This is a genomic window from Cyanobacterium sp. (genome assembly GCF_054166785.1).
Genome location: NZ_JBSZCP010000057.1, coordinates 62,617 through 87,483, shown reverse-complemented (window position 1 = coordinate 87,483; position 24,867 = coordinate 62,617). Strand labels below are relative to the sequence as shown.

Here is a 24,867-nt window from a genome sequence, read left to right as displayed (position 1 = left end):
TTTTGGTGGGCATTGCCCACCCTACGGGAAACAAATAATAATCTTACTCACTGTGAATTTTGTTTGGCCTAGCACTACTTTAATACCCCGTCGGGTAAAGACATCTGGAGATGTTTAATTAAAGTCTCATCGGGGAGGGCTGTTTTTAGGTGACTCCAGGGTAAAACTTGCTCTAATTCCCAATTATCATGGACATAGTAATCTAAACTAGGTAACTCCCCTTTTAATTCCTTAAATGCCCGTTTATAACTACCCAGAGTATCCCCATAAATACGAGTTAATAATAACAACTTACTTAAGCGCCGATCGCCCCTAGACATTAACCCTTGAATTACAGACCAATTATAACTCTCTGGACGAAAATCGACCCCTGCCTTTGCCAAATTTTTTTGTAAATACTGTAAACGCTTTTTCGACTGTTTATTTACCCCAAACCACTGGAAAGGAGTATGGGCTTTAGGAACAAACGTACTGCAACCGAGGGTAGTTTTTAACCGTGGGGAAGCCTTCTTAACCGCCCTCATCATCTCAACCGTGGCATCCAAATCACTATTATCCTCTTGGGGTAAACCCACCATGCCATAAAACTTAATGGCTTTCAAACCTCCCTTTTCCGCATTAATAGACGCTTGGATAATCTCCTCATTTTCCAACTTTTTATTAATAATTTGGCGAATTTTTGCCGAACCACTTTCAATGGCGATGGTAATAGACTTAGTATCCCTTTTAGTAAGGGTTTGGGCTAATTTTTCCGTCACCGTATTCGTCCGCACCGAGGCAATACTAAGGCGCACATCATCATATTTCGGTTTCATAATATAATTTAGTAACTCCTCAAACTCAGGATGCTGAGTAACCGAAGCCCCTAGTAAGCCCAAGCGATTTGTATATTGTAAACCCCTTTCAATGGCAGGAATTAACGAACCTTCCAAACTGGCGGTACGAAATGGTAAAGTAAGATAACTAGCCAAACAGAAACGACACATTTCAGGGCAACTACGCACCACTTCCACCATGAAAATATTTTCCCATGCCGCTTTTTCGGTGACGACAGTAGAAGCCGATAACACATTGCCTCGATAGGTTTGTTTTTCTACCACCGCAGGAATACGCTCATTAATAGGAGTAATAGATTTTATTTTTCCTGTAATATCTTCATACTCTACATGATACAAATTGGGGCAATAAATCCCGGGAGTTTGGGCTAAATGGATTAGTTTTTCTTCCCTATTACCGTTTCTAATTTCTTGGAAACTATCAATAAAGTTATCTATTAAATTTTCCCCATCTCCTAACAAAATTACATCAAAAAATTCGGCAAAGGGTTCAGGATTAGCGGTTAAAACAGGACCTCCGCCAAATATTAAAGGATGATTTTCAGTTCTATCTTTAGCATAAATAGGAATTTGTAATTTTTCTAATAAATCAAGAATATTAACATAATCTAATTCCCACGAAAAAGAAAATCCAACTATTTCGGGATGACGGGGTAATTTTTCTTCAATATCGGTAAATAAACGGGTTACTTCTACATCTTCACGGGTGGAAAAGTTTGCCCAGATTAATTGATAACCTAGGCTGGTAATTCCTACGGTATATTCATTGGGAAAGGCATAGACAAGGGAGATGGGATTATCATTTTTTGGGATGGGGGTAAAAAGTAGTTTTTCTGAGGAAAATAGATCCATGTTTTTTTAATTGATAATTGATAGTTGAGAATGGATAATGATAGTTAAATGAAGTTAGTTTTTTGTAGAGAAATTTTATGAAAATATAATTTTTTAGAGCAAGGGGTAACAAGTTTCAGGCAAGGGGCTTCAGCCCCTTGTTAAAAAGATAATTATTTATGCTAAGACTTTGGAATTATTAGGAGTTTCATCAATAGATAAAGAAGGGCGTAATATCATATAAATTAAAGTACCAAATAAGGGAATAAAGGCGATCGCCCTTAAAACAGGATTAGTAATATTACGTCTTGTCAAATCATCTTTAATAAGTACAGGAAAAAGTAAACATAAAGCACAAAAATCAAGGCTCATAATATGGATAAATTTACTATTTTGCCATTGATAAACAAAGTCTCCCCAATTACCATCTTTTATTCCTGATAGCACTAAGATGGTAGTGCCAATGATAAGGGCGATCGCAGTTAACCTACTCTCAATAATTTTAATAAATATAGTTTTCTCCCCTGTAAAAGTAGTATTAGATTCCCGTAACGCAAAATAAGGTAATAAAGAGAAAGCCCCGAGGAAAAAACTACCCACTAAAAAAGGAGTCGCCATCAACTTTTGCCCCCTACCATCAACCAAAAGTAAACAAGCATAAATCATCGGTAAAATACCCATCAGATTAAACAAACTGATAATATAAGGATTAATTCCTTCCCAATTTCCCGATGAAAGATTGATGATTAAATCCATAGTCTCAGGATTATCAGGGGGAGCGAATAAAAATCCATAACCAATAAATAAAATCCAAATAGTAAAAAAAATAACCTTATTAACCATAACAAAAAAATAAAATTAACATCAACTTGATTGATAAAATATAAGACTCTGTTTGCCAACTATTTATACAATAAAGACTTTAAACCTTTTGCCCTATTATATTAAAATGGCCATATCATTACTTTACTAAAATAGCTATATCATTACCTAAACCGAAAAATAAATCAAAATTCTGCAAGACAAAATATGAAATTTAATCGCAGTACCATATTACTAAGTATATTTGCTGTTAGCCTTGCCTCCATTATTTATATTGTAGAAATAGCTTCCCAATCTAATGTAACAAATAATCAAAATGAAAATTTAGTGCGTCAGGGTAATAGAATCTTTCCCTTTGACATAGACCAAATTAAAAGTTTAACCATTGACCCTCCCCAGAGCCTAGAAGATAGCCAAACCCTTATTTTTGAAAAAACAGAAGCAGAAATTCAACCATGGCAAATGGTCGAGCCAGAGCAGGGAAAAGCCAACGATGCTTCCATTTCATTTTTACTAAATCTTTTTCCCCAAGCCACCAAAGAGCAAGAAATTCCCATGGGGGAAGTATCCCTATCAGAATATGGTTTAGAATCACCTATCGCTACCATAACCGTAAATCTTGATAATGAAGAGACATATATAATTAACATAGGAGGGAGTAACTTTGACAATAGCCAAGTATATGGTTTGGTAAAATTTCCAGAATCATCCCCCCAATCAGAGGGAATATTTCTCCTGTCCAAAAGTTTCTTATTTTCCGTTGAAAGACCATACGAAGATTGGAAAGAGTTAGACAATTAACCCATATCATATATCCATTAACTATGTTTAACCTCAGAGACGCACTATTTGCCTTCGTTATTCTAGCCATCCTAATTTTAATCGCCAGATTTATAAAACAAAAAGCTCGTTGGATTCAACAACTATATTTACCCGAATCCGTGGTGGCAGGATTTCTAGCCTTACTATTGGGGCAAGAAGTATTAGGGGCAATCATCACCAATATGGGAGGAGAAACTGCCTTGTTTGCTGGAGGTTTATTTAATCAACCCATTCGCACCGTGTGGCAACAATCCCCCGGAGTTTTTATCAATATCGTGTTTGCCTCCCTTTTTCTCGGAGAATCAATACCCAAGCCCAAACAAATTTGGAAAAAAGCAGCACCCCAAGTAATTTTTGGTCAAAGTTTAGCATGGGGGCAATATGTGGTGGGAATTTTGCTTACCCTCCTAATTCTCGTACCCGTTTTTAATATGAATCCCCTGGTGGGCAGTCTGATTGAAATTGCGTTTGAGGGAGGGCATGGCACGGCAGCGGGAATGCAACAAACCTTTGTAGATTTAGATTTTCCCGAAGGGGCAGATTTAGCCCTAGGATTAGCTACCATAGGCATTGTTTCAGGAATTATTACAGGCACGTTACTAGCTAATTGGGGTAGAAGAAAAGGACACATCAAAACTTTTAATAGTCAAGGTCAAAAATTTTCTATCTATGAAGGTTTATCAGCAGAGGAAATAAAAGAAAAGGAGGAAACGGTTAAATTAAAAAGAATCAAATTAAATAAAAATTTACTAATTGATCCCCTTTCTTTAAACTTCGGTTTTGTCGGTTTAGCGATTGGAATTGGTTGGCTAATTTTAGAAGGATTAAAATTGATTGAATCAATGATGAGGGGACAAACAGGTTCAAATATTATGGATTATATTCCCCTTTTTCCTATTGCTTTAATTGGGGGTATTATTGTACAAATTAGTTTAGAAAAGTTCGGTTTAGCCGAATTAATAAATCGTCGTTTAATAAATAATTTAGCTGGGTTAGCCCTTGATATAGTTATAGTTACCGCATTAGCATCTATTTCTTTACAAGTATTGGGAACTAATATTATTCCTTTTATATTATTAAGTGCGGTGGGAATTATTTGGAATCTTTTTGCTTTTGTATTTATCGCCCCTAAAATTATTCCTAGTTATTGGTTTGAGCGTGGTATTTGTGATTTTGGTCAATCTATGGGGGTGACAGCGACGGGAATTTTATTATTAAGAATGGTTGACCCTGAAAATAAATCGGGTGCTTTTGAAAGTTTTGCGTACAAGCAATTATTTTTTGAACCGATTGTGGGAGGAGGGTTATTTACGGCTCTTGCCCCTGTTTTAATTAATGAGTTTGGTTCTTTATCTATTCTTTTATTAACTTCTTCATTATTAGTTATTTGGTTAGGATTAGGTTTTTTCTTTTTTGGAAAAGACTCTAAACAAGCACGTATTGCAGAGAAAATTAATGGATAAGTTTACAGTTAACTAAAATTAATTTTGCTGATTCGTCTCATTGTCATCAAATTTTATGGATTATTCCTGAAATTGATCTTTTATGGGATTTATTCTATTTCAAAAAAGAAAGCATCCAAGCAGTAATTATAGAGAATAAAATGACGATTTCTAATAACTTAAAATGGATAGATAATTTAGTCCATTCTTGAACTACTAAGGTTTTCCACTGACTAGAGTTTTTTGTAATATTTTCTTTCCACAATTTCCAATGATCCTTTTCTCTTATGTGTAGATTTACCATAGATAAAAGTAAAGGATAACCCCCTACTTTTATACTCATTAATAAATGTAGAGCTAAGGTTAAAGTTATTATTAATAGAGAAATTAAATGCAAATAGTACCAGATATGATTTAATTCCCCTTGGGGTAACCATTTTTCATCCATCATTTTTCCTGAAAAAATAGCAAAAACTAAACTAAAAATACTAAGGGTGTTAATAATACGATGAAGGGAATACCACCAAATAGGTTTATTAAATAGTTTTAGTTGACTAGATGTATTTTTTTGGACTAATTTTGTCTGTCCACGATGGATAATATAAATAGTAAACACAGGAAATAGTAATAAACTCCATAAACCAAAAGTTCCATGGATACCCTCAATGGCATTCCAGTCAGGAAGAATGCTTATTTTTCCCCATCTGTCATCGTAGGTGTTGTATGTCCAAAAAGCAGTAAACATCGCCAAGATAGTGAATATGGCTTGGAAATTATGGAATATTCTTAATAATAAAGGTTGATATAGTAATGATTTTTTCTTGTTCATAAAAAAACTATAATTATGTTGAATTTAATTATTAAATCAAGCCTGTTTAACTACTTACTATATTTATTGTATATAATCCATAAAAAATGGACATCTCAACCATGATAAGGTGTTGCTTATTTTTTTTGTATGAAACATCATTAAACTACAGTAAATATATAATACTAGAACTATTATTACCATTGCCCATTGCCGAACTAAACTAAAAATCATACCTTAATTCACCAACGCCCATGATAGATTAAGAAGAGTGCGAAGAATATTTAATCCAATATTGGTCAAAATCTGGAATGAAGGAATTTAACCGAGAATTTTCCCTATTATTAAGAGCTTGTTATCCTCTCATTTATATCTCTAGCAGTGAGGAAGAAAGGGTTGAAAAGGCGATCGCATCTATAACAGAAACCATGGGCAATCGTCATACTTATGTGTGGGATTTTGTAGAAGGTTATCAGGATAACCCTAATAATAGCAATTTTGGTAAACGAAACCCCCTCCAAGCCCTCGAATTTTTGGAAAAACTACCCTCCAATACAGGGGGAGTATTTATTTTGCGAGACTTTCAGAGATTTTTAGAAGATATATCCATATCCCGCAAACTACGTAACCTTGCCAAAAAACTTAAAGCCCAACCAAAAAATATAGTTATCATTGCCGATGAAGTTAACCTCCCAGCGGAATTACGGGAAGTTTTTACGGTGGTTGACTTTCCCCTTCCCCAAGCCACGGAAATTAAAGAAGAAATTGAGCGGTTAATGGTGGGGCAGTCCTTGGATGATGACCTTTTAACGGAATTGGTACGGGCAGCCCAAGGTTTATCCCTAGAACGCATTAGAAGGGTGCTGACAAGGGCGATCGCCCAAAATGGCAAATTAGAATCCGAAGACGTAGAACTCATCTTAGAAGAGAAAAAACAGACCATACGACAAACTCAAATCCTCGACTACTATCCTGCCCAAGAACAAATCTCCGACATCGGTGGCTTAGACAACCTCAAGGAATGGTTACTCAGGAGGGGAGGTTCTTTTTCTGAATCAGCAAGGGCCTATGGACTGCCCTATCCCAGAGGACTTCTATTGGTTGGTATCCAAGGCACAGGGAAATCTCTCACCGCAAAGGCGATCGCCCATCACTGGCATTTACCCCTTCTCAGGCTAGATGTGGGCAGACTTTTTGGGGGTTTAGTAGGGGAATCAGAATCCCGCACCCGTCAGATGATTAACCTAGCCGAAGCCCTTTCTCCCTGTATCCTCTGGATTGACGAAATCGACAAAGGATTTTCCGGGGCAGACGGACGGGGGGACTCAGGCACCACTAGCCGAGTATTTGGAACATTTATCACTTGGTTAGCCGAGAAAAAAAGCCCCGTTTTTGTGGTGGCCACCGCCAACAATATCCAAAACCTTCCCGCAGAAGTATTAAGAAAAGGAAGATTTGACGAAATTTTCTTTGTGGGATTACCTAGCCAAGACGAAAGAGAAGCCATTTTTGCGGTTCATCTCCACCGACTACGTCCCCAAAACCTCGAAAAATTTGACATTAAAAGACTGGCCTACGAAACCCCCGAATTTTCTGGAGCAGAAATAGAACAAACCATCATCGAAGCCATGCACCTAGGCTTTAGTCAAAATCGTGATTTTATTACCGATGACATTCTCATGGCGGCGAGTCAGATTATACCCCTAGCCCGTACTGCCCGAGAACAAATTGAATTTCTCGAACAATGGGCTGCTTCTGGGAAAGCCCGTTTAGCTTCCCGTAACTATCAGTTAAAAATTGACAACTAAGGTATTCTGAATCACTCAGACTATCTTCTAGCCAAGTGATTCATCGGATTAACCGCCTGTCCCCCACGGTGAATTTCAAAATGGAGGTGAGGTCCTGTACTAAATCCTGTACTACCCATGTCGGCGATTAACTGACCTTGTCTCACCCTTTGTCCCACCCGAACATGGTTACGACTGTGGTGGGCATACAGAGTAATAGAGCCATCACCATGTCTAATCCGTACCCAGTTACCATAACCCCCTGAATTCCAACCAGAGGTAATTACCTCTCCATCGGCTGCTGCCACAATGGGAGTACCCACAGGCCCGGCAATGTCTATGCCTCGGTGCATTCTACCCCAACGAGGTCCAAATCCAGAAGTGAAAACGCCCCTAGCTGGCCAAATGTAGCCATTAAAAGGTCTTTGGGCTTCGGGTAAAAACTGATCAGGGGAATTAAGCTGGGAGGGAAGATCGGGAGAGCCAATATCCGCTGGGGGGGGCATATTAGCAGGGTTGAAAAAGTCCACCTGAATGGGAACCGATGCCACCTCTGTGGAGGGAGTTACCTGAGTGGGATCATTATTACCTGATTCTCTACGACTGAAATTAGGGGTTTCCTGACTAGAAATTAGAGTAGGTTGATTGTTGGGAGTAAAACTCTGTACTTGAATGGGTACTACGGCAGTGTCCCTATATTCGGACTCATATTTTTGGATGAACTCCTCTCTGGGATTAGATGCGGTTTGAGAGGGATTTTCCGTAAAGGTGCCTTGGGTGTTAACTTCAAAATTTTGAGAAGGGGTATTCTCATTTAAAGTAAAGTCTGTGGCGGCGGGAATCAAAACGGGTTGATTCTGGGAAACATCTTGTGGTGTAGTCTCCGATGCGGGAATAATTACGGGAATGGGAATTCCTTGGCTCGATTCCTCTCTCACGGTTTCTACGGGGATGGCAATGGCTTCGGGGGAAGATTGAGCGATGGTGGTGATTTCTTGATTTTGACTAAAGTTTAATGAAGGTCTATTTTGCCTGTTGTTGCCCTGATAGGTATTTATGTGTTGGGGGGAGCTAATATCTTCTGCCTTTTGGTCATTACCTAATTCAAACACCGCAGACAATTCTGGCTGTTCATTGGCACTAAGTAGTTGTTTCAATCTACGGTTACTGGCAATGTCGAATTCTTGTCTTTGTAATGATTCAGGATTTTGATTAAATGCTTCTGTGTTTGTTATTTTTTCTCTATCTGGACTCAGGGAAGCTAGTTGCTCTGAATTACTGTTTAAAAGGGTGGGGCTACTAATGGATGACTCATTAATAACTACTGCGGATGCTGATTCTGGTATGGCAATAATTCCTAGGGCGATCGCAAATGCTCCTTTGTAAACATGGTTAGATGTTCGTTGAAAATTCATCGTTTTGTTCCTGTTACTTAATACTAATCAAAATAATAGACAGAAAACTACAAACAGAAATAAAAAAATTACTGTCAAGTCACCATCAAAGTCATTGAATCTTAAAATAATGTTAAAGGTTGTTTTCAATTTATCAGTAAATGTACATTTTGGATCAAAAAGATCAAATAACCATCAAACGAATAGTTAATAATAAAATGGTGATCTAATTAGTTCCGCTTATTTGTGACTCTCTAAAAGAGTTTTTGGTTCATATTTTTTTTCTTAATTGCCTACGGGTTTCAAACAAAACCACCGCAACACTAACGGACAGATTTAAACTGCGCACCGTACCTTCTTCCATGGAAATAAAACTGGTCAAATCACATTGTGCCAAAAGCTCTGGGGGCAATCCTTGGGTTTCACTACCAAATAATAACCAGTCATCCCCTAAATATTCACAATCTAAATAATCCTGTTTTCCCCTGACACTGTAGCCAATTAAACGTCCACCTCTTTTTCTTGCCACGGTCAAAAATTCTTCGATGTCGTTATGGTAAGACAATTTCACATGGGGCCAATAGTCTAACCCCGCTCGTTTCAAGTAGCGATCGCTAATTTCAAACCCTAAAGGCCCTACTAAATGAAGTTCTGTGGCTGTACCCGCACAGGTTCTGGCGATATTTCCCGTATTGGGGGGAATTTGAGGATGAACTAAAACAATCTTAGGCATAAAAAAATAATCTCCATCAAACTTTTACCAAACAGGATCAGAGTATACATTAATTATTAGCTCTTTTTGTCCCGCAGGTACGGCACTGATACAAGCACAAATCACATCTTCTTCCCCTTCTATACCTATTTCTACCTCACAAGCGTGACAAGACCCCATTAAACAACCAGTAGGGATAAATACCCCCGCACGGGATGCTACCTCTAGGATTGGTTCTCCTGCTTGGGCTTCGGCGGTCACATTATCTGGTAAAAATTTAATTTTAATGGTCATTTTACTCTGGTTTTTTCAACTGATTGATAATATTTTTGTATCTAAAGTATAAATCTTCCCCCGGAATTGCTTTTTCAAATTCGGCGGGATGGTCATATTCGGTGAGGGGGTAGTGGCTTCTAATATCTTTGGCGGTTTGATAAAAATTATTCCAGAGGGTTAATAATTCTAGTAATCTTTGGAATTGGACATAAATATCTTGATATTTTTTCTTGAGGGCTATGTACTGAAACATTCTAGCGAAATCCTCATCCCTAGTCTTTTCTGGAGGAATTTCAATAATGTTACTAAGTTTGATAAATTTTTCTCGGTTAGCTTGGATAAATAGGACGATTTCATCAAAATTTTGTAGATTTTTAGTTAACAGATAATCAATCATATCTGAAACTGTTTTTAGTAATGAAAAGTCTTCTAAATTATATTTTTTAAATAGGTATAGTAATTTTAAGGCTAATTCATCTTGACGGGCTATGGTTTCTAAGGTTTGTACATAGGAATTAACGGCAAATTTTCCTTCTTCGGTTTTGATGTCGGGTAAAATTAGTTCTTTTTCTGCGTTTAATTGTTTGATAAATTCTTCAGGTTTGAGTCTTTCTTCTAATTCTCTTAATACAAACTGATAAAGTTTTTGTTGTTTTGTACTACGGTGGGATAATTCAATTTGTTCAATTTTCAGGAAGGTATTTTGAGCTTCCACGGCTACTCGAAAAAGGGATACGTAGTTTCTAAGTCCTTGATATTCTCCGATTTCTTGGGCAAAAAGATTGGTGATATTAAAAAAAGTGACAAATTCTGGCTCAATAAATTTTGGGTTATCTAAGGCTCGACCAATGGGGGTTAAAATTTTCAATTCTGACATCACCTGTTCGTGATGTTCTACTACTTCTTGAGGTATTTTTTCTTGCTCTTGATGGATGATGGATTCTAGTTTTTCGACCATAGTGCGATCGCCCCATAACGGACGATTCCACCAAGGTTTTTCTATTTTTTTATCAGAATCACTATTCATTTATTATCTTTATAAAATAAGAATTAATGGACTATCTTCGAGAATTTTTGTGTCTTTGTTTAATTTCGTTAACTTCCTTTAAAAGTTCTTGTTCATTGATCAAAGAAAACTGTTGTCCAGAACTATTATTACGATCAATATATTGGGTAGTAGGATTTTCTTGGGGAGATGAAATCCCTGCCAAAGATTGATTTCCTAAATAATGGGCGATCGCCCCGGTGGCGACTCCAGCGGAAATACTACCAAAAATAACAACCAAAAAAGTAATTACACCTGCATTCATAATCAATAATTATAACAATATTTAATAACTAAAAAAAAGACGAAAAAAAATCCATCAATAAATAAAAAATGAGAATAAACTATATTAGTTAGCCTTGTTTCATACCTCATTAAATGGTTAACCGTAAAGAAAAATATTCTTCATCAACAAACAACTACAAAAAGATTAACCTAGATTGACACCAAAAAATAACCTTTAAGATTTGACAAAAGGGTACCATAATCTTTTATAATGGTGAAAGTGACCAGGGTTGGCCGAGCGGTTGAGGCAGCGAACTCATAATTCGCCCTAGACAGGTTCAACTCCTGTACCCTGGATTTTACCCCTAAGGGGCTAAGTAATCAGGATTAGTTCTCAAAGAATCCCGAAAAGGGCTATCCATATCCCTTGTGCGTACACGGGGAGAACCTTCTTGGAGTTGTTTAAAATAATCACTCATAATAACATTCAAAAGAAAACCATCCCGAACAATACTATTTTCAGGATAAGAACCTTGGGTACCATGTCTTAAACCTAACATAGAGTCGAGAAAGCCTGTAATGGAAGATTTCTCAAAGAAATCTCCGCTGTGATAGTGGAACACCTCATCGAGCAATTCAGGAAATGTGAGAGTAGCTTCCGATGTAACTACCTCCGTAGTATTGTGACGGCTTTGGGCTATCAAATCAACATCCGAGGCTTTCGCATCAGAGGGGGGATTAATGACGCAGGTAAGGGTAGTTAACGCTGCGATGGTGACAAAACGAGAAATTTTTGGGAACATAATTAATTGTTTGCTAAAATCATGTTTGCTCTAATTGTAACGAAAACTAGAATTAAATATCTTTAACATTATGGAAAATAACAGCTTATCTCTCAAACAACAACTATTAGATATGTTTGTAGAGTATGCCTATCAAGAGGGAGATTTTACCCTATCCTCTGGACAAAAAAGCAATTTTTACTTAAATGGCAAACAAGTTACTCTTAGGGCGCAGGGGGCTTTGACGGTGGGTAAATTAATTTATGAAATGCTCTCTGATAAAGTCCAAGCCGTTGCAGGGCTTACCCTGGGGGCTGATCCCATGGTGAGTGCCGTAAGTGTCGTTTCTGCCTATGAAAATAACCCCATTCCAGCCCTAATTATCCGCAAAGAAGCTAAGGGGCATGGTACTAAGGCTTACATTGAAGGGCCTAGTTTAGCCCAAGGGGCGATGGTTACCGTATTAGAAGATGTTGTCACCACGGGTAAATCTGCCATGGTGGCCGTAGAAAGACTAACCGATGCAGGATACAAAGTTGATAAAATTATATCCCTAGTGGATCGTCAAGCGGGCGGGGCTGAGTTTTATCAATCCCAAGGCTTAGAATTTGAAAGTATTTTCACCATTGCCGACATTCAAGCTAGAAACAAAGAAAAATAGATAAAAATTGTTGACAAATTAAACCTTTTTGTCTATGATTGTATATCACGTGAGATTAATAAATTTTCAAGCACTTCAAAGTTACAATCGTTACCCCTAGAGGAATCTAGTCAGCATTCCCGGTCAGGAAAATTAGAAAAAGGATTTTACCAATTACCAATATTTTCCTAAATATTCTTCTTATAGAAGAGTGGCGGTTAGTGCTGTAGTGCTAAAAAAAAAATTAAATTCTCGCCAATGCAAATTATCAAAGAGAGTATAGAGTGAGTTGACAAGAATGAATAAAGTGGGTACACACTTAGTGGTAGACGCTTGGGAAGCACCGGCAGATCTTTTAAACAGTCCTGAAAGAATCCGTCAAGCATTGTTAGATGCCATTAGTGCTGGTAAGGCGACATTGATTGATATGTGTGTACACCAATTTAGTCCCCATGGTGTAACAGCTACCGTTACCCTAGCGGAATCTCATATTGCTATTCATACATGGCCTGAACATGGTTACTTTGCCGCAGATTTATTTTTCTGTGGTGCTGGGCAACCAAAGGAAGCCATGAAGGTGTTACAAGTAGCCCTAGAAGCCAAAAAAGCCACCATGCGAGAAATCGACAGGGGTTTTGAACAACCAATTCATGAACAATTAACTGATGTTATCAGTGAAAATTTTGTTTCTGATTTACAGGCGGTAGGTTAAACTTTTCTTCGTAACATTGTCTAAAAAATCTCTCCTGATAATGTCAAAAAAAATCACTATCTAGCTAATAAATTTTTATGGCATTGACTTCAGGTAAAAACGAGATCTATTACTATGATGATTAGGCGTAAATTTACTTTTTTTAGTTTGGTTTATGCCTAATCTCTCGTTATATCTTTACTTTTAAACATCAAAGAAAATATTGTAATAATCAACACAATTACAATGATTTTCAGTAATTTTTTTTTGAACACTGTAAAAGCATTTAGTCAGAGGATTATAAACTTTTATATAATTATGTTGATATTAGGAATATTTCATCTATAATTTTAATAAATATTACCTAACATCTCAAGAAAATCAGCGTTATGAAAAAATTGTATCCTTCTATTCCTCAATTACTTCCAGCAATTACGGGTTTTGTGGTAGCAGGTATTATTAACGTTACTGGAGGTAATTTTTTACAAACATTTATGGGTTTGATGACAACTGCAATGGGAGGTTACGCTTCTAACGCCCTAATCAATAGTCGTCGGAGTATTGCCGCCCAAGAAAGAAATATATTGAGAGATGAAAATAATAGATTACACAAAGCACTAAAAATCAAAGCTGAGTTAGATTATTTAGAAGAAAAGCAAATATTATTAACTGGGACAATTGATGATTTACAATTAGAAGAAAAAGATTTAGAAAAAAGAATTGCGAGAATAAAAAAAGAAAACTATAATTTAGACGAGTTAGAAAAAAGAGAAGCACAAAGTAAATCTTTAAAGACAGAAATAAATGAACTTAATGGAGAATTAGCAACTATAAAAAAACAAATAGTACAAAGAGAAACTCAAAAAAATCTCTTGGCTAAAATTTCAGCAGATTATGTTGAGAAACAGACTAAGTTAGATGAGTTAAAAAAACAATTAGAGAGTTTAAATCAAAAAGTAGTGGAGTTAGAGATATTTAGAACTACTTATGATGCATTAAAACATGAGTATGAAATTTTAGAAAATCAACAAAAAAATTTATCTTTGGAAATACCTCGTTTACAAGCTGAGAGAGATAGAATCACTACAGAAATTCAAACCATTGAAACAAAAGCTCAACAAGCTGATTTACTCAGAAGAGAGTTAGAGGAATTAGAATCACAATGTCAAATTAAACGAAATAGCTTAACTAGCTTAAAGCGTCAAATGGAATTTCTAGATACGAACAGAGAAACTCTAGAGAATGAGATTCATCTTAAGGAGTTAGAAGGGGAAAGAAAGAGTAGAATTATTGGGAATTTAGAAGACGAAATCAAAAGATTAAAAGAAGATTTACAAGAAATAAAAAATAGTGTTAAATACGCTTTTGAAGCCTTAAATATTCCTGTAACAATAAAAGCTAATACACCAAAACAATATGATAATGAATTGCTATTTTTAACACAATTTAAAACATATTTGAGTGTAAAAGGGTTAACTTTTTCTGATAGGGTTGTTAATGCTTTTCATACTTCCTTAAAGGTGCAGGATATTTCTGCTTTAGTTATTTTGGCTGGGATTAGTGGTACAGGAAAAAGTGAATTGCCCCAAGCCTATGCAGAGTTTATTGGTGCACCTTTGGTAATGTTACCTGTGCAACCTCGTTGGGATTCTCCTCAAGATTTACAAGGGTTTTTTAATTATATTGAGAAAAAATACAAACCTACTGAGTTAATGCGTTATCTTTATCAGCACCAAAGGCAATCAGATTTGCACAATCGCATGGTTTTAGTGTTGTTAGATGAGATGAATTTGGCTAGGGTAGAGTATTATTTTAGTGACTTTTTATCTAAGTTGGAAACTAGAAGAAATAAAGATACTTTCTTAGAAATTGAGGCTGGTAGTTTAAAGTTATCGGAAGAGCAAAAAAGGGTTAAAATTCCTGAACAATTTTTGTTCGTGGGGACGATGAATGAGGATGAAACGACTCAATCTTTGTCTGACAAAGTATTAGATAGGGCAAATGTATTAACTTTTGGGAAACCCCCCCAGTTGAAGTTAAGAGGAATAAGGCAGAATGTTGAGATTCCGAAAGAGTATTTATCTTGGGAAACTTTTAATAGTTGGTGTCAGCAACCCCAAGAGGGTAGTAGCGTTTTGGAGGATGTAAAACACTATGTTAATCAAGTTAATGCCATTATGGAGGCCTTGGGAAGACCTTTTGCCCATCGGGTTTATCAGGCGATCGCATCTTACGTGATAAACTATCCTAATGCCTTACAGGATGAAAGTATTAGAAAAGAAGCTATAGCTGATCAATTTGGACAAAAATTGTTACCTAAATTAAGGGGGTTGATGGTTGAGGATAGCAATGTTAAACCCCATTTAGATAGGTTAAAAAATTTGGTTGACGAATTGGGGGATGAGTCTCTGAAACAGGCGTTTACAGTCGCTTGTAATGGGCAATACGGACAGTTTCAGTGGAAAGGTATGGTTTATCAAGAAAAAGCATAACCTCAAATTTTACATTTTATAAGCTACAAACAAGGGATTTAAGCCCTTTGCCAGTCTTTACCAAAACCTCTTTTTGCATACTTTAAATAGACTATTTTTGGATCAAAATGTTTTATTATTCCAGCATTGCTGATTATTTCAACAAAAAAAGTAATTCTTTTCACTCCGATTTTCCTGTTACTTTAATAAGCAAACATCGTCCTTTATTACAGTTAGTAGATAATGAAGAATTAAAATATGAATATAGTTTTTTAATTAGAAGAGATAAAAGTTTATTTGAAGTCGGATTTCCCTTGGTAAAAGTAACTGATTTTGACACTAATAAAAGATTAGCTCAATTAATTACTATTGAAACAAACCAAGGAGAATTTATTCATTTTTACCTAGAAGATGAGGTGTTAGATGAGACATAGTTAACGAATGATGAAGATTTAGCAAAAAGGTTAGCAGAACAGTTAGGACATAAGTTTGAGCGAACTACAGCAGAAACTATCAGTATTTTTATTGGTTTATTTGATAGCTTAACAAACCATCATCAAAAGAAAAACATCTCTCCATTAAAGATAGAAAATAGTTTAGAAAAGTTAAGCCAAGAAGATGCTCGTTTGCCCCTAGTTTTAGCCCTTAATAAAAGATATGAATTAAGGCATAAATTAGAATTAATTGCTCCTAAGTTACGTTCTCAGCTTAATCGTGTAGCTGAAATGATGCCGTTAAGTCATATTCAAGAAATGGATGCCTATTGTTTGAGAGATTATATTCGTCGTCCTGGCAAAAGTGCGATCGAAAAAGCAGGGGCAAGACAAGAATTGATGGGCATTCAACGCTATCAAAACTTTAATACTCCAGAAAATCGTTTTTTAAAAGGGTTTTGTGACTTACTACATTTGGAATGCCAAGACTACCGCAGTAGTTACCAAGAAGCTAAATCATTCGGGACAGCAATTGAGCGTTTTCGTCAAGAGCCAAGTGTCAAAGCAATTCCCCGTACAGCAGTATTTACAGGAAAACCAAATTATGTTTTACAACAAAATCCCATTTATCGTAGTTTTTATCAAGCCTACCAAGACTATTTACGAAGACGTACGGATAAAGAAAAATTTTGGGGATTTCGTCAATCTTTATTAGTAGATATTATAAAACTTTTATGGATAGAAGCATTATTAACATTAGAAGGAAGTTATATTGATTGTCAAACAAAAATAAATATTTTAGATATTCCCAAAGAAGGTAAGTTTTTAAACAACAAACAAGAATTAAAAATTTATTGTCTTCTAACTAATTCAGCATTCATTTTTAATATTAAAGAAACTAATGATATACAAAAAGGAGATTTTCAAGTAAATATTAGTATTCAAAAAATAACAGCAAGAGAACCAATAATATCTAACTTACAATGGGCAATTTGGATTTTTTGGTATAAGCCAAAAGCCAGAGTATTAGAGACAATACCAGAAAATTTTTCCGATAGTTTTTCTGTTTATTTCTATTTATATCCTTCCCCAGACAAAACAGAAGAAGAGACAGTTAATAATAATATTAATCTGATACAAATACCTCATCCATTAGAAGATAATTTAGAAACAGCAGTCAAGGTAATTAGAGAAAAAATTTGTTATTGGTTAAAAGAATATCAATAGTAAAGTGAGTATTCCCTACAATGGCTAGAACTTAAAGAGATATAACTATTAAATAATATTTATTATTACGCTCTTTATTATTACAAATAATTAAATATTCTAACAATATTGAAAAATCATGAATTTGCCCCTAGATATAATTGATAAAGTAACAAAAACTCCTGTAAGTTTTATTAATACAAGAATCCCATTAAATTTGCCCTGTTATCAAGAGAATTTTCCTTTTCGGACAAAACAAAAAGAAGCCATTGAGTTAGGATTATCTAACTTCCCTTTAGTGATAATTGCTGGAAATCCTGCTAGTGGAAAAACAGAAATAGCAAAAGCAATATTAAACACTGCTATCAAAAATCAAAACTCAACCCTAATCATTTCTTCTCACCAGAGTAGTTTAAATCAATATCAAAATCTTAGCCTAAAGTCATTACAGATAAATAATAAAAGTGAATATTATCAAACAGTAAAAAACTGGCTAAAGTCAAAAATACAAAATCCAGAAATTAACTTTACTCCTACTTATCTTTTACCAGATACTCTTTTAGATAACCTACAAACTAACACTCAAAAGTTATTAGGATTAGTCGCAGAAGGGAATAAAGAAAAACTAAAGGAAGAAATTAAGAAAATATTTCCTCATGTTTCTGATAACAGACGTATTTTATTGATGACAAAAATTGAGAGATTTTCTAACCTATTAAGTCAAAGAGAATATCTCAAACAAAACTATCAAAATATTGGGGAGAAAGATTTAGAAGAATTAACACAGTTAACCATCCATAGCGTTAATTTTCCCCAAACTTGTTTAGTCAATGATATGGAGTTAGTCTCGGAAAAGACTTTTGACATGGTTATTGTGGAAGATAGTCATTTATTAACTCAAACAATCATTGAAAAGATAACTCACTATAGTCAAAAATTAATCTTACTAGGAGAATTAGATAATGACAATTTTTTCCGAAGACTTTTTAATAATCTATCCCCTGCTTATCGTATAGAAATAAAAGAAAATCATCGCTTAACTATCGACTTAGCTAGAAAAAGTTTTCCTTTGTTTTATAATGATTATCCTTACACTCCCACTTCTAATTCTTATCCGTTGAAAAACTCAACTTCAGAAAGCAGTTTCATTTGGCGTGATATTGTTAATCATCAACAAATGATTTTAATCTTAAAGCAATATCTACTACAAAATCAAGAGTATAAAATATTAACCTTCTCAGAAAAAACATTCATTGTTATTCAACAACAATTAGACTCTAGTTTGAATAGACAGATTACAACATCAATAAATGACTGGCATGGAGAAGAAGCAGAAAACTTATTGATTATCCTTGATAAAAATAATAAAGATAAGCCAACCTTAAGAGAATTGAAATTAGCTTTCACAAGGGCAAAATATTCCCTAACAATTTTGGGAGATAAAACTTATTACGAAAATTCAAGTTTAAGGATTCTATTTGAACAAAATACCATAACCATTAAGCGAGATTTAGCTTTAACCTAAATAAACTTTTCTTTAAATTATTAACAATAAGACAAAAATGGAACTATATTGGAAAATTAAGGGCAAATACCAGAAAATCCCAAAAAAGAAAGATAGCGTTAAACGCACTTCATTAAAAACTATTATTAATGATATTCAAGCTATAGCCACGCAACAAAATATCTCTAATTTATCAACTTTTAATCAGTCTTTTGGCTTAAATTTTCTTCCGCCCAACATAGCTAACTATCTCTTAAAAAATAATTTAGATAAGTCAACTATCATAATCGATGACAAAATTAAATTCTCAAGAAAATCTAAAGATACTTTTCAACCCATACAATATGATTATCAATTTATTCCAGAAGAGTCTCAAGAAATTTCTGTTTTACGTTTAGCCTCTAATGATGAGCAAATTCCTGTTAATTTAATTGATATATGTGAAGGATTTTACCAACTTAAATTATCTGAACATGAAACTAACTCCATTATTAACCATAAGAAGCAAAATGCTTTAAATGAAGTTAATTTATTTTTTTTACAACAGCCTCTGACAATTATCAGTAACTTTCTTACTAATTCTAATTTAAACAGTTATTTTATTCCTCTTTTTAATGACTGCATAGCTTTCTTAAGAATAAAAGATTTACCTATCAATTTGCAGGAAGGTATCCAAATTTTAAAAGATAATCCTTTTTCTTCCTCTGATAATTTATTAGTAACTGCTTATCAACAAAAGTATTTAACACTTTCTCCTACAAATTTTATTTTTTCTTCATTAGATAACAACAATATAACTGGTAATAACCAAGTAATAATTAAAAAAGGAAAACATAGAGAATTACTATATAAATTAATTGATGAAGCTGAAAAGTTTTTATTAATTAGTAGTTATCGCCTTGAAGATGAAAATATTATTGATAGGATTGTAAAAAAATCCTCACAGTTACCTTTCGGAATTTGGATTGTAACGGATTTTAATGATAAGGTGCAAGATTTGGTGGATAGCAATATGGAAGAAGAAAGAGAAGATATTTTAGAATATTCTTCCTCCAATGAAAAGAAACAATCATGTTTACATTTATTAGCTAAAGCAGGAATTGGTTTTCGTAGTGGCAATTTTCATCTCAAAACTTATATTAGTGAAAAAATGGCGTACTTTGGTTCATGTAATTTAACGGGAGGTAGTTTAAGTAGGAATATAGAAGCTGGAATATTATTTTCTCATTCATCAGAATATCAATTTTTAGTGAAGTATTTTAGCTATCTTTGGGACAATAAAAGTGAAGCTCAGTTTTTCCCTACTATTAGAGGATTTGAAATACAAAATTTGATTCCTAAAAATGATACTATTAGTTTAGATAAATATTTTTTAAACCCCAGTCAATACGAAGAAGATTTAACTCGTAGTTTGCAACAGTTTAAGCAAAATCCTCAAGGAAAAATTGTTATCTATACTCGCAATTTTCAACCTAATGGGATACAAACTAACTTATTTAAAAAATTGCCTTGCAACATTTATTATTGTAATTTTAATTGTAGTGATTTACCTGCTAAAAAAATTCCTTATCTTCATAGTAAAGTGACGATTGTTGGCAATCAAGTTGCTTATATTAGTAGTCAAGATTTTGTTTTTGGTCATTATAACTTACATGATTTAACCTACAAAATTACTAAGCGAGAAAAGATAGAGAAAATTAAGCAGCAGTTAAAGGAATTATAAAATTCTAAAGAAGTTATGAAAAAATTTATTCTTTTTCTTAATTTATTTGAATCCAAGAAGCAATTTAACTCATTAAATTATTATTAATTAACGGTAAATATTATGAGCAGATTTTTTAACCTTGAATCCTATATCGAATATAGCCAATACACTCAAGTTTTTGGAGAGGAAGATAATATTTCTAATGATAAGCAAAATTTACTTTTAAACTATAAAGATTTGCTATATAGAAATAAAGACGAAGAGTTTTTAGATTTGCCAGTATTACCTTCTTGTTTATCTTCTCAGTTAATACCTATCAATCAGTCAAAATTGTCTAAGCAACAATTGGGATTTTTCATAGAAGATAATAGTGAAGAAGAAATTTTTATTATTCGTCCCGCTAATGCTTTTGGATTAAGTGCTTTACACGCATCTTATCTATTTTCACCTGTTTTTTATTACTGGAATTTTGCTCAACAAATAAATCAATTTTATAGTTTTGATAAACCTTTAATTATTTATAATTTTGATGATTTTACCCCTCCTCAAATTATTCCTCTAACTTTCGAGTCTCATCCTAAAATTAATTATCCCATTCCTATCATTGATACTCGTAATCTTAATGATTATCAAGCCTTAAAGTTATCTTTTAAATATGAAGAAAAGTGCGATCGCATTTTAACAAAAATAGCAGAAAATATTCTCAAACAACTTAAATTAGATGTTAATCTAAAAAATGAGCTTATTAAATATCTCAAAAAAATTAACATATTTAAGATAATAAATAATCAAAAGAATAACAATATTACATCTTTTCTTCTTCTGATTTATTTAGAAGATAAATTCTATCATCATAATTTAAATACAACAGAAATTACAAATATTATTGACCAAGAGTTTCCAATGCGAGAATTAACTAATATCATTAACAAAAATAATGATAAGTATAATTTCTTGGTAATTAGTAGCTATGAATTACGGTCAATTAATCCATCACTATCGACTAAAGCTATTATTGTTAAACCTGACATTTTTTCATTCTTTAAAGAGATTTGGTTAGATGCAAAAAATAATAATTTCCCCCTTTATGGACAGCATTTAGATAGAATTAGTTTCTATGTCAAAGGAAAAGAAAAGAATCAAGATATAGAAATAAATTTGCCAGAAAAAATTTGTTATCAAGGGCAAAAGGAAGAAAAAATTTATGGAGAATATTTTAGTCAAGTTGATAGCGAATATAAAACAGAATTTCAAATCTCAATTCCCTCTGTTTATTTACCTTTTACCATTAATGGAGAATCTTTGATTGACGAGGAAACATCTCAAGAAAAAATGTTTAAAGTTGAAAATCAATATTACGATGAAAAAAAAGATAATAATTTGTTAATAAAAATATGTTTTATTCTTCAACCTGGTAAACCTCCTAAATTAGAAGTTATTGATCAGTATAATCGTATTTTAAATAATTTTTTAGAAATTCCCCCTGAGTTAGATAATTTAGGTTATATTTCTTCAAATAATATCTATAATATTCGACAAGATTTATCTAATGCAGGTAAGGTAAAATTATTAGGCACTTTTTTACAAATTAAACAACAATTAACACAAATAACAGAAGAATTAACCATAATACAACCTCTTATAGTTACACATAATAGAGGTAAAACAATTATAAATCATGCTCAAAATATAAGAAGATTAAGATTAGAAATCAATAGTAGTTTACCGACAATATTAGACTATATATCAACAAATAATTCCCTATATATTTTTGATCAGGTGCTTAATTTATATAGTGAATTAGAAGAAGTAGTAAAAAAAATACTAGATCAATTAAGTCAAACAAATATCAATTGCATAAATCAACCTGAAAGATCACATATAGTTAATTTATACAATGACATTTTGTTAGTGCTAGGTAAAAGTTATCGGTTAACGCAGAGTATGTCTTTAAACTACTTATTTGAGGAAAATCAATTAACAGCAAGAGCGACTCAAATACAAATCAGAAATTATTATACTGTTAATTTCAAGGAATATATAAGAAATATAGCGAGACTAGGTTGTAATTTATCAAGACAAAAAAAGTATTTTAAATTATTTTTGAATAATTCACCTCAGGAAGATAAATATTTTTATCAAACCGAACCTTATTTGTGGGGATATGCTAGGATTTTACTATGGTATATTAATTTTGATAACTCAAGTAAATGGTTAAATTATCAACATCATTTCTTTAGTATTTCTAACCATTGTTTAAGTCTTGATTTGGGAGATAATAAGAGTAAAGATTATTTGCAGAATGCTTTAATCTCACTAATTTATTTATTAACTTTTAGAGAAATAGATTATGATTTCGTATCCATTAATTCTTCTAGTTACAAATTAGCTAAATTATTGATTAATAAACTTAAAAATTATCAGATAAGAGCTAATTTAGTTCGTATAGAGAATAATAATACTAGCTTAAATGAATTATTTGCTAAATTGTTGGATGGTAAAGGTAGTAATAAATCTATTCCTAGAATAACTATCGATTAGAAGTTGTATTGAAAAAAACTATGATGATTGAAAATTTTTAGCCAAAGACAAAACTAATTTAAGTATTTAATGACTAAGTCAATTATTATCTTCTTTTGACAACCTTAGAAAATATTGTAATAATCGATGCCATTGCAATACTTATTAGTTTCAGAAAATTCTCTAGGGTTGCCAACTGTAATAAAATATGCTAATAATGGAATAGGAAGACTAAAAATTACTCCCTAAGCAAAATATATAGTTTTCCTTGGTTCGATAGATTACTCAACAATCAAATCACTTTTATCGTTTTAGTAAAGTATTAGAAATTTTATGCCCCATAAGCAAGTAATTCATCCCATGGTGAAGTTGCAACAAAAAGTCGTATCATTGGTAAATTCCCAGATTATTAAGCCTGATGATAGTATCGGCAAGATTGCACTTTTATTTGGTGATCAATGGTCATTTTTTAGGTCGGAATTAGTTTCTTACGGCTTTTCGATGCAAGACCCTGTGAGTGATATTCTGGTAGTAGAAACTTGGGATGACTAATTTTTTTTCATGGGCAGGGGTAATGAATCTCTCCGAGGAGGGTTTCTTTTTTCGCCCCTGTAACTACGGGTAAGTTGCCCGCAAAGGAGTTGACACGCCAATAAGCTAAGATGGCAAAGGCGATCGCCTCTTTAAACTCTGTGCTAACGTTAAAGTCATCGGTGGTTAAGAGGTTTACGGTGGGTAAATTTGCCTGTAGTCGCTCTTTTAAGTAACTATTACTACTGCCTCCTCCCCCTAAAATTAAATCGTGGGGTAAGTGGGGTAAAAACTTGTCATAGTTGTAAGCAATGGAAGAAGCGGTTAATTCTGTGAGGGTAGCTAAAAAGTCTGCCTCGGATAACTCCAAGGGTTGGGCATCTTTTAAACATTGCTCTAAATATAAATGTCCAAATAATTCTCTCCCCGTAGATTTAGGAGGTTTTTGGCTAAAGAAATCTTGTTTTAACCATGTTTTAACTAAGGGCATACAGGGTTTTCCTTGCCGACTCCATTCCCCATTAAAATCATAGGTTTTTTGATTATTACTAAATTTTTGTACTGCTAAGTCAATTAAAGCATTCCCCGGGCCTGTATCCCAACCCATAATAGATTGTTGCCACTGGGCTTGGTGGGTGGGGGGAAGATAGGTAACATTGCCGATACCCCCAATGTTTTGTAAACAGCGGTGATGTTTGGGGTGGGAAAAAAGACACAAATCAATTTTTGAAACTAGGGGCGCCCCATGCCCTCCCATGGCAATATCCGCTTGACGGAAGTTACTGACGGTTTTTATTTTGGTGAGGTGGGCAATTAAATCTCCCCTGCCTAGTTGCAGACTATAACCAAGGTGATGATGGTGGGCTGGTTGATGGAATACGGTTTGCCCGTGGGAGCCAATTAGTTCTACCTTGACATTTTCTGGGATAACATTAATGGTAGCATCGGCAAAGCAAGAGGCGATCGCACTGTCTAATGTAGCTAACTCCTCCATGGATATACTAGCGCCCTCACACACCGATAAAATTTGAGAACGCAAATCATCAGGATAAGGAAAAGTTTGTCCTGCCAATAAATGCACATCTAAATCCAAACCATCACCCTTGATTTCCACTACCCCCGCATCAATGCCATCGACGGAAGTACCACTCATTAAACCAACAACAATCATCAAAAAAACCTATAACAACTATTCTCAGGTTATTATAGGCTCTTGGAGTAACTTCTGATATTTTTTTATTAAACTCCCCGAGTAGGATTCGAACCTACGACCAATCGGTTAACAGCCGACCGCTCTACCACTGAGCTATCGAGGATTGCTCTTCACAGTTATTTATTATAACTACTGATTAAAAAAAAAGCAAGGGAAAAATAATTTTTTTT

21 protein-coding genes, 2 tRNA genes and 1 pseudogene are annotated in these 24,867 nt (G+C 34.0%); 13 read left to right on the top strand and 11 right to left on the bottom strand.

All coding sequences use genetic code 11. The annotated features are described in order from the left end of the window. Positions 1–74: 74 nt before the first annotated feature. Positions 75–1,688, bottom strand: a complete 1,614-nt coding sequence (locus ACXITR_RS11890; protein ID WP_457997432.1) for a B12-binding domain-containing radical SAM protein — start codon at positions 1,686–1,688, stop codon at positions 75–77. A 156-nt stretch (positions 1,689–1,844) separates the two neighbouring features. Continuing rightward, positions 1,845–2,510 (bottom strand): DUF2834 domain-containing protein, encoded by a 666-nt coding sequence (locus tag ACXITR_RS11885; RefSeq protein ID WP_457997431.1) that lies wholly within the window; start codon positions 2,508–2,510, stop codon positions 1,845–1,847. Between the two features lie 186 nt (positions 2,511–2,696). On the opposite strand from ACXITR_RS11885, the gene ACXITR_RS11880 reads away from it, so the two are divergent. Both ACXITR_RS11880 and ACXITR_RS11875 read left to right on the top strand, forming a co-directional pair. Next, on the top strand, positions 2,697–3,290 hold the full coding sequence (locus ACXITR_RS11880; protein WP_457997430.1) for a DUF4340 domain-containing protein: 594 nt from the start codon (positions 2,697–2,699) through the stop codon (positions 3,288–3,290). Positions 3,291–3,313: 23 nt separating this feature from the next. Continuing rightward, positions 3,314–4,774 carry a sodium/glutamate symporter gene (locus ACXITR_RS11875; RefSeq protein WP_457997429.1) on the top strand — a complete coding sequence of 487 codons (1,461 nt, stop codon included), beginning with the start codon at positions 3,314–3,316 and terminating at the stop codon, positions 4,772–4,774. A 94-nt stretch (positions 4,775–4,868) separates the two neighbouring features. On the opposite strand, the gene ACXITR_RS11870 is transcribed toward ACXITR_RS11875, so the two are convergent. Then, complete coding sequence (locus tag ACXITR_RS11870) at positions 4,869–5,582, bottom strand: cytochrome b/b6 domain-containing protein (protein ID WP_457997428.1); 714 nt, start codon at positions 5,580–5,582, stop codon at positions 4,869–4,871. A gap of 290 nt (positions 5,583–5,872) precedes the next feature. Here ACXITR_RS11870 and ACXITR_RS11865 point away from each other — a divergent pair, with 290 nt between their 5' ends. Next, positions 5,873–7,369: an AAA family ATPase gene (locus ACXITR_RS11865; RefSeq protein ID WP_457997427.1), complete on the top strand. Its 1,497-nt coding sequence runs from the start codon at positions 5,873–5,875 to the stop codon at positions 7,367–7,369. Positions 7,370–7,389: 20 nt separating this feature from the next. Here the strand turns inward: ACXITR_RS11865 and ACXITR_RS11860 are convergent. The 5 genes and pseudogenes from ACXITR_RS11860 to ACXITR_RS11840 all read right to left on the bottom strand — a co-directional run. Next, positions 7,390–7,827 (bottom strand): annotated as a pseudogene (locus ACXITR_RS11860) (M23 family metallopeptidase); the annotation flags it as partial. Between the two features lie 1,186 nt (positions 7,828–9,013). Further along, a complete protein-coding gene (locus ACXITR_RS11855; protein ID WP_457997426.1) occupies positions 9,014–9,475 on the bottom strand; it encodes a tRNA (cytidine(34)-2'-O)-methyltransferase in 462 nt (153 codons plus the stop codon). Between the two features lie 24 nt (positions 9,476–9,499). Beyond that, positions 9,500–9,748: a 2Fe-2S iron-sulfur cluster-binding protein gene (locus ACXITR_RS11850; protein WP_457997425.1), complete on the bottom strand. Its 249-nt coding sequence runs from the start codon at positions 9,746–9,748 to the stop codon at positions 9,500–9,502. A 1-nt stretch (position 9,749) separates the two neighbouring features. Further along, on the bottom strand, positions 9,750–10,757 hold the full coding sequence (locus ACXITR_RS11845) for a hypothetical protein (protein ID WP_457997424.1): 1,008 nt from the start codon (positions 10,755–10,757) through the stop codon (positions 9,750–9,752). A 31-nt stretch (positions 10,758–10,788) separates the two neighbouring features. Then, positions 10,789–11,040 carry a hypothetical protein gene (locus ACXITR_RS11840; RefSeq protein ID WP_457997423.1) on the bottom strand — a complete coding sequence of 84 codons (252 nt, stop codon included), beginning with the start codon at positions 11,038–11,040 and terminating at the stop codon, positions 10,789–10,791. Positions 11,041–11,284: 244 nt separating this feature from the next. Between ACXITR_RS11840 and ACXITR_RS11835 the strand changes: the two genes are divergently transcribed. After that, positions 11,285–11,357 (top strand) — tRNA-Ile (locus ACXITR_RS11835). 8 nt (positions 11,358–11,365) lie between these two features. Here the strand turns inward: ACXITR_RS11835 and ACXITR_RS11830 are convergent. Then, positions 11,366–11,803 (bottom strand): hypothetical protein, encoded by a 438-nt coding sequence (locus ACXITR_RS11830; RefSeq protein WP_457997422.1) that lies wholly within the window; start codon positions 11,801–11,803, stop codon positions 11,366–11,368. A 70-nt stretch (positions 11,804–11,873) separates the two neighbouring features. Between ACXITR_RS11830 and pyrE the strand changes: the two genes are divergently transcribed. From pyrE to ACXITR_RS11785, 9 genes are all read left to right on the top strand, one after another. Beyond that, the gene (gene pyrE, locus ACXITR_RS11825; protein ID WP_457997421.1) at positions 11,874–12,443 is read left to right on the top strand and encodes an orotate phosphoribosyltransferase; all 570 of its coding nucleotides are present in this window, start codon (positions 11,874–11,876) and stop codon (positions 12,441–12,443) included. Between the two features lie 277 nt (positions 12,444–12,720). Next, the gene (speD, locus tag ACXITR_RS11820) at positions 12,721–13,134 is read left to right on the top strand and encodes an adenosylmethionine decarboxylase (RefSeq protein WP_457997420.1); all 414 of its coding nucleotides are present in this window, start codon (positions 12,721–12,723) and stop codon (positions 13,132–13,134) included. A 368-nt stretch (positions 13,135–13,502) separates the two neighbouring features. Further along, positions 13,503–15,605 (top strand): AAA family ATPase, encoded by a 2,103-nt coding sequence (locus tag ACXITR_RS11815; protein ID WP_457997419.1) that lies wholly within the window; start codon positions 13,503–13,505, stop codon positions 15,603–15,605. 107 nt (positions 15,606–15,712) lie between these two features. Continuing rightward, positions 15,713–16,018 carry a hypothetical protein gene (locus ACXITR_RS11810; protein WP_457997418.1) on the top strand — a complete coding sequence of 102 codons (306 nt, stop codon included), beginning with the start codon at positions 15,713–15,715 and terminating at the stop codon, positions 16,016–16,018. 192 nt (positions 16,019–16,210) lie between these two features. Continuing rightward, positions 16,211–17,245 (top strand): DUF2357 domain-containing protein, encoded by a 1,035-nt coding sequence (locus ACXITR_RS11805; protein ID WP_457997417.1) that lies wholly within the window; start codon positions 16,211–16,213, stop codon positions 17,243–17,245. Between the two features lie 118 nt (positions 17,246–17,363). Then, a complete protein-coding gene (locus ACXITR_RS11800) occupies positions 17,364–18,749 on the top strand; it encodes a DEAD/DEAH box helicase family protein (protein ID WP_457997416.1) in 1,386 nt (461 codons plus the stop codon). 37 nt (positions 18,750–18,786) lie between these two features. After that, positions 18,787–20,451: a phospholipase D family protein gene (locus ACXITR_RS11795; RefSeq protein WP_457997415.1), complete on the top strand. Its 1,665-nt coding sequence runs from the start codon at positions 18,787–18,789 to the stop codon at positions 20,449–20,451. Positions 20,452–20,553: 102 nt separating this feature from the next. Next, positions 20,554–22,974, top strand: a complete 2,421-nt coding sequence (locus ACXITR_RS11790; RefSeq protein WP_457997414.1) for a hypothetical protein — start codon at positions 20,554–20,556, stop codon at positions 22,972–22,974. 312 nt (positions 22,975–23,286) lie between these two features. Continuing rightward, positions 23,287–23,505 (top strand): DUF4327 family protein, encoded by a 219-nt coding sequence (locus ACXITR_RS11785; protein WP_457997413.1) that lies wholly within the window; start codon positions 23,287–23,289, stop codon positions 23,503–23,505. Between the two features lie 7 nt (positions 23,506–23,512). On the opposite strand, the gene ACXITR_RS11780 is transcribed toward ACXITR_RS11785, so the two are convergent. Both ACXITR_RS11780 and ACXITR_RS11775 read right to left on the bottom strand, forming a co-directional pair. Then, a complete protein-coding gene (locus ACXITR_RS11780) occupies positions 23,513–24,655 on the bottom strand; it encodes an anhydro-N-acetylmuramic acid kinase (RefSeq protein ID WP_457997412.1) in 1,143 nt (380 codons plus the stop codon). Between the two features lie 73 nt (positions 24,656–24,728). Beyond that, positions 24,729–24,800: transfer RNA gene (locus ACXITR_RS11775), tRNA-Asn, on the bottom strand. Between the last annotated feature and the right edge of the window lie 67 nt (positions 24,801–24,867).

Coding starts and splice junctions, on each gene's coding strand:
- ACXITR_RS11890 (WP_457997432.1), bottom strand. CDS start 1,688: ATGGATCTATTTTCCTCAGAAAAACTACTTTTTACCCCCATCCCAAAA.
- ACXITR_RS11885 (WP_457997431.1), bottom strand. CDS start 2,510: ATGGTTAATAAGGTTATTTTTTTTACTATTTGGATTTTATTTATTGGT.
- ACXITR_RS11880 (WP_457997430.1), top strand. CDS start 2,697: ATGAAATTTAATCGCAGTACCATATTACTAAGTATATTTGCTGTTAGC.
- ACXITR_RS11875 (WP_457997429.1), top strand. CDS start 3,314: ATGTTTAACCTCAGAGACGCACTATTTGCCTTCGTTATTCTAGCCATC.
- ACXITR_RS11870 (WP_457997428.1), bottom strand. CDS start 5,582: ATGAACAAGAAAAAATCATTACTATATCAACCTTTATTATTAAGAATA.
- ACXITR_RS11865 (WP_457997427.1), top strand. CDS start 5,873: ATGAAGGAATTTAACCGAGAATTTTCCCTATTATTAAGAGCTTGTTAT.
- ACXITR_RS11855 (WP_457997426.1), bottom strand. CDS start 9,475: ATGCCTAAGATTGTTTTAGTTCATCCTCAAATTCCCCCCAATACGGGA.
- ACXITR_RS11850 (WP_457997425.1), bottom strand. CDS start 9,748: ATGACCATTAAAATTAAATTTTTACCAGATAATGTGACCGCCGAAGCC.
- ACXITR_RS11845 (WP_457997424.1), bottom strand. CDS start 10,757: ATGAATAGTGATTCTGATAAAAAAATAGAAAAACCTTGGTGGAATCGT.
- ACXITR_RS11840 (WP_457997423.1), bottom strand. CDS start 11,040: ATGAATGCAGGTGTAATTACTTTTTTGGTTGTTATTTTTGGTAGTATT.
- ACXITR_RS11830 (WP_457997422.1), bottom strand. CDS start 11,803: ATGTTCCCAAAAATTTCTCGTTTTGTCACCATCGCAGCGTTAACTACC.
- pyrE (WP_457997421.1), top strand. CDS start 11,874: ATGGAAAATAACAGCTTATCTCTCAAACAACAACTATTAGATATGTTT.
- speD (WP_457997420.1), top strand. CDS start 12,721: ATGAATAAAGTGGGTACACACTTAGTGGTAGACGCTTGGGAAGCACCG.
- ACXITR_RS11815 (WP_457997419.1), top strand. CDS start 13,503: ATGAAAAAATTGTATCCTTCTATTCCTCAATTACTTCCAGCAATTACG.
- ACXITR_RS11810 (WP_457997418.1), top strand. CDS start 15,713: ATGTTTTATTATTCCAGCATTGCTGATTATTTCAACAAAAAAAGTAAT.
- ACXITR_RS11800 (WP_457997416.1), top strand. CDS start 17,364: ATGAATTTGCCCCTAGATATAATTGATAAAGTAACAAAAACTCCTGTA.
- ACXITR_RS11795 (WP_457997415.1), top strand. CDS start 18,787: ATGGAACTATATTGGAAAATTAAGGGCAAATACCAGAAAATCCCAAAA.
- ACXITR_RS11790 (WP_457997414.1), top strand. CDS start 20,554: ATGAGCAGATTTTTTAACCTTGAATCCTATATCGAATATAGCCAATAC.
- ACXITR_RS11785 (WP_457997413.1), top strand. CDS start 23,287: ATGCCCCATAAGCAAGTAATTCATCCCATGGTGAAGTTGCAACAAAAA.
- ACXITR_RS11780 (WP_457997412.1), bottom strand. CDS start 24,655: ATGATTGTTGTTGGTTTAATGAGTGGTACTTCCGTCGATGGCATTGAT.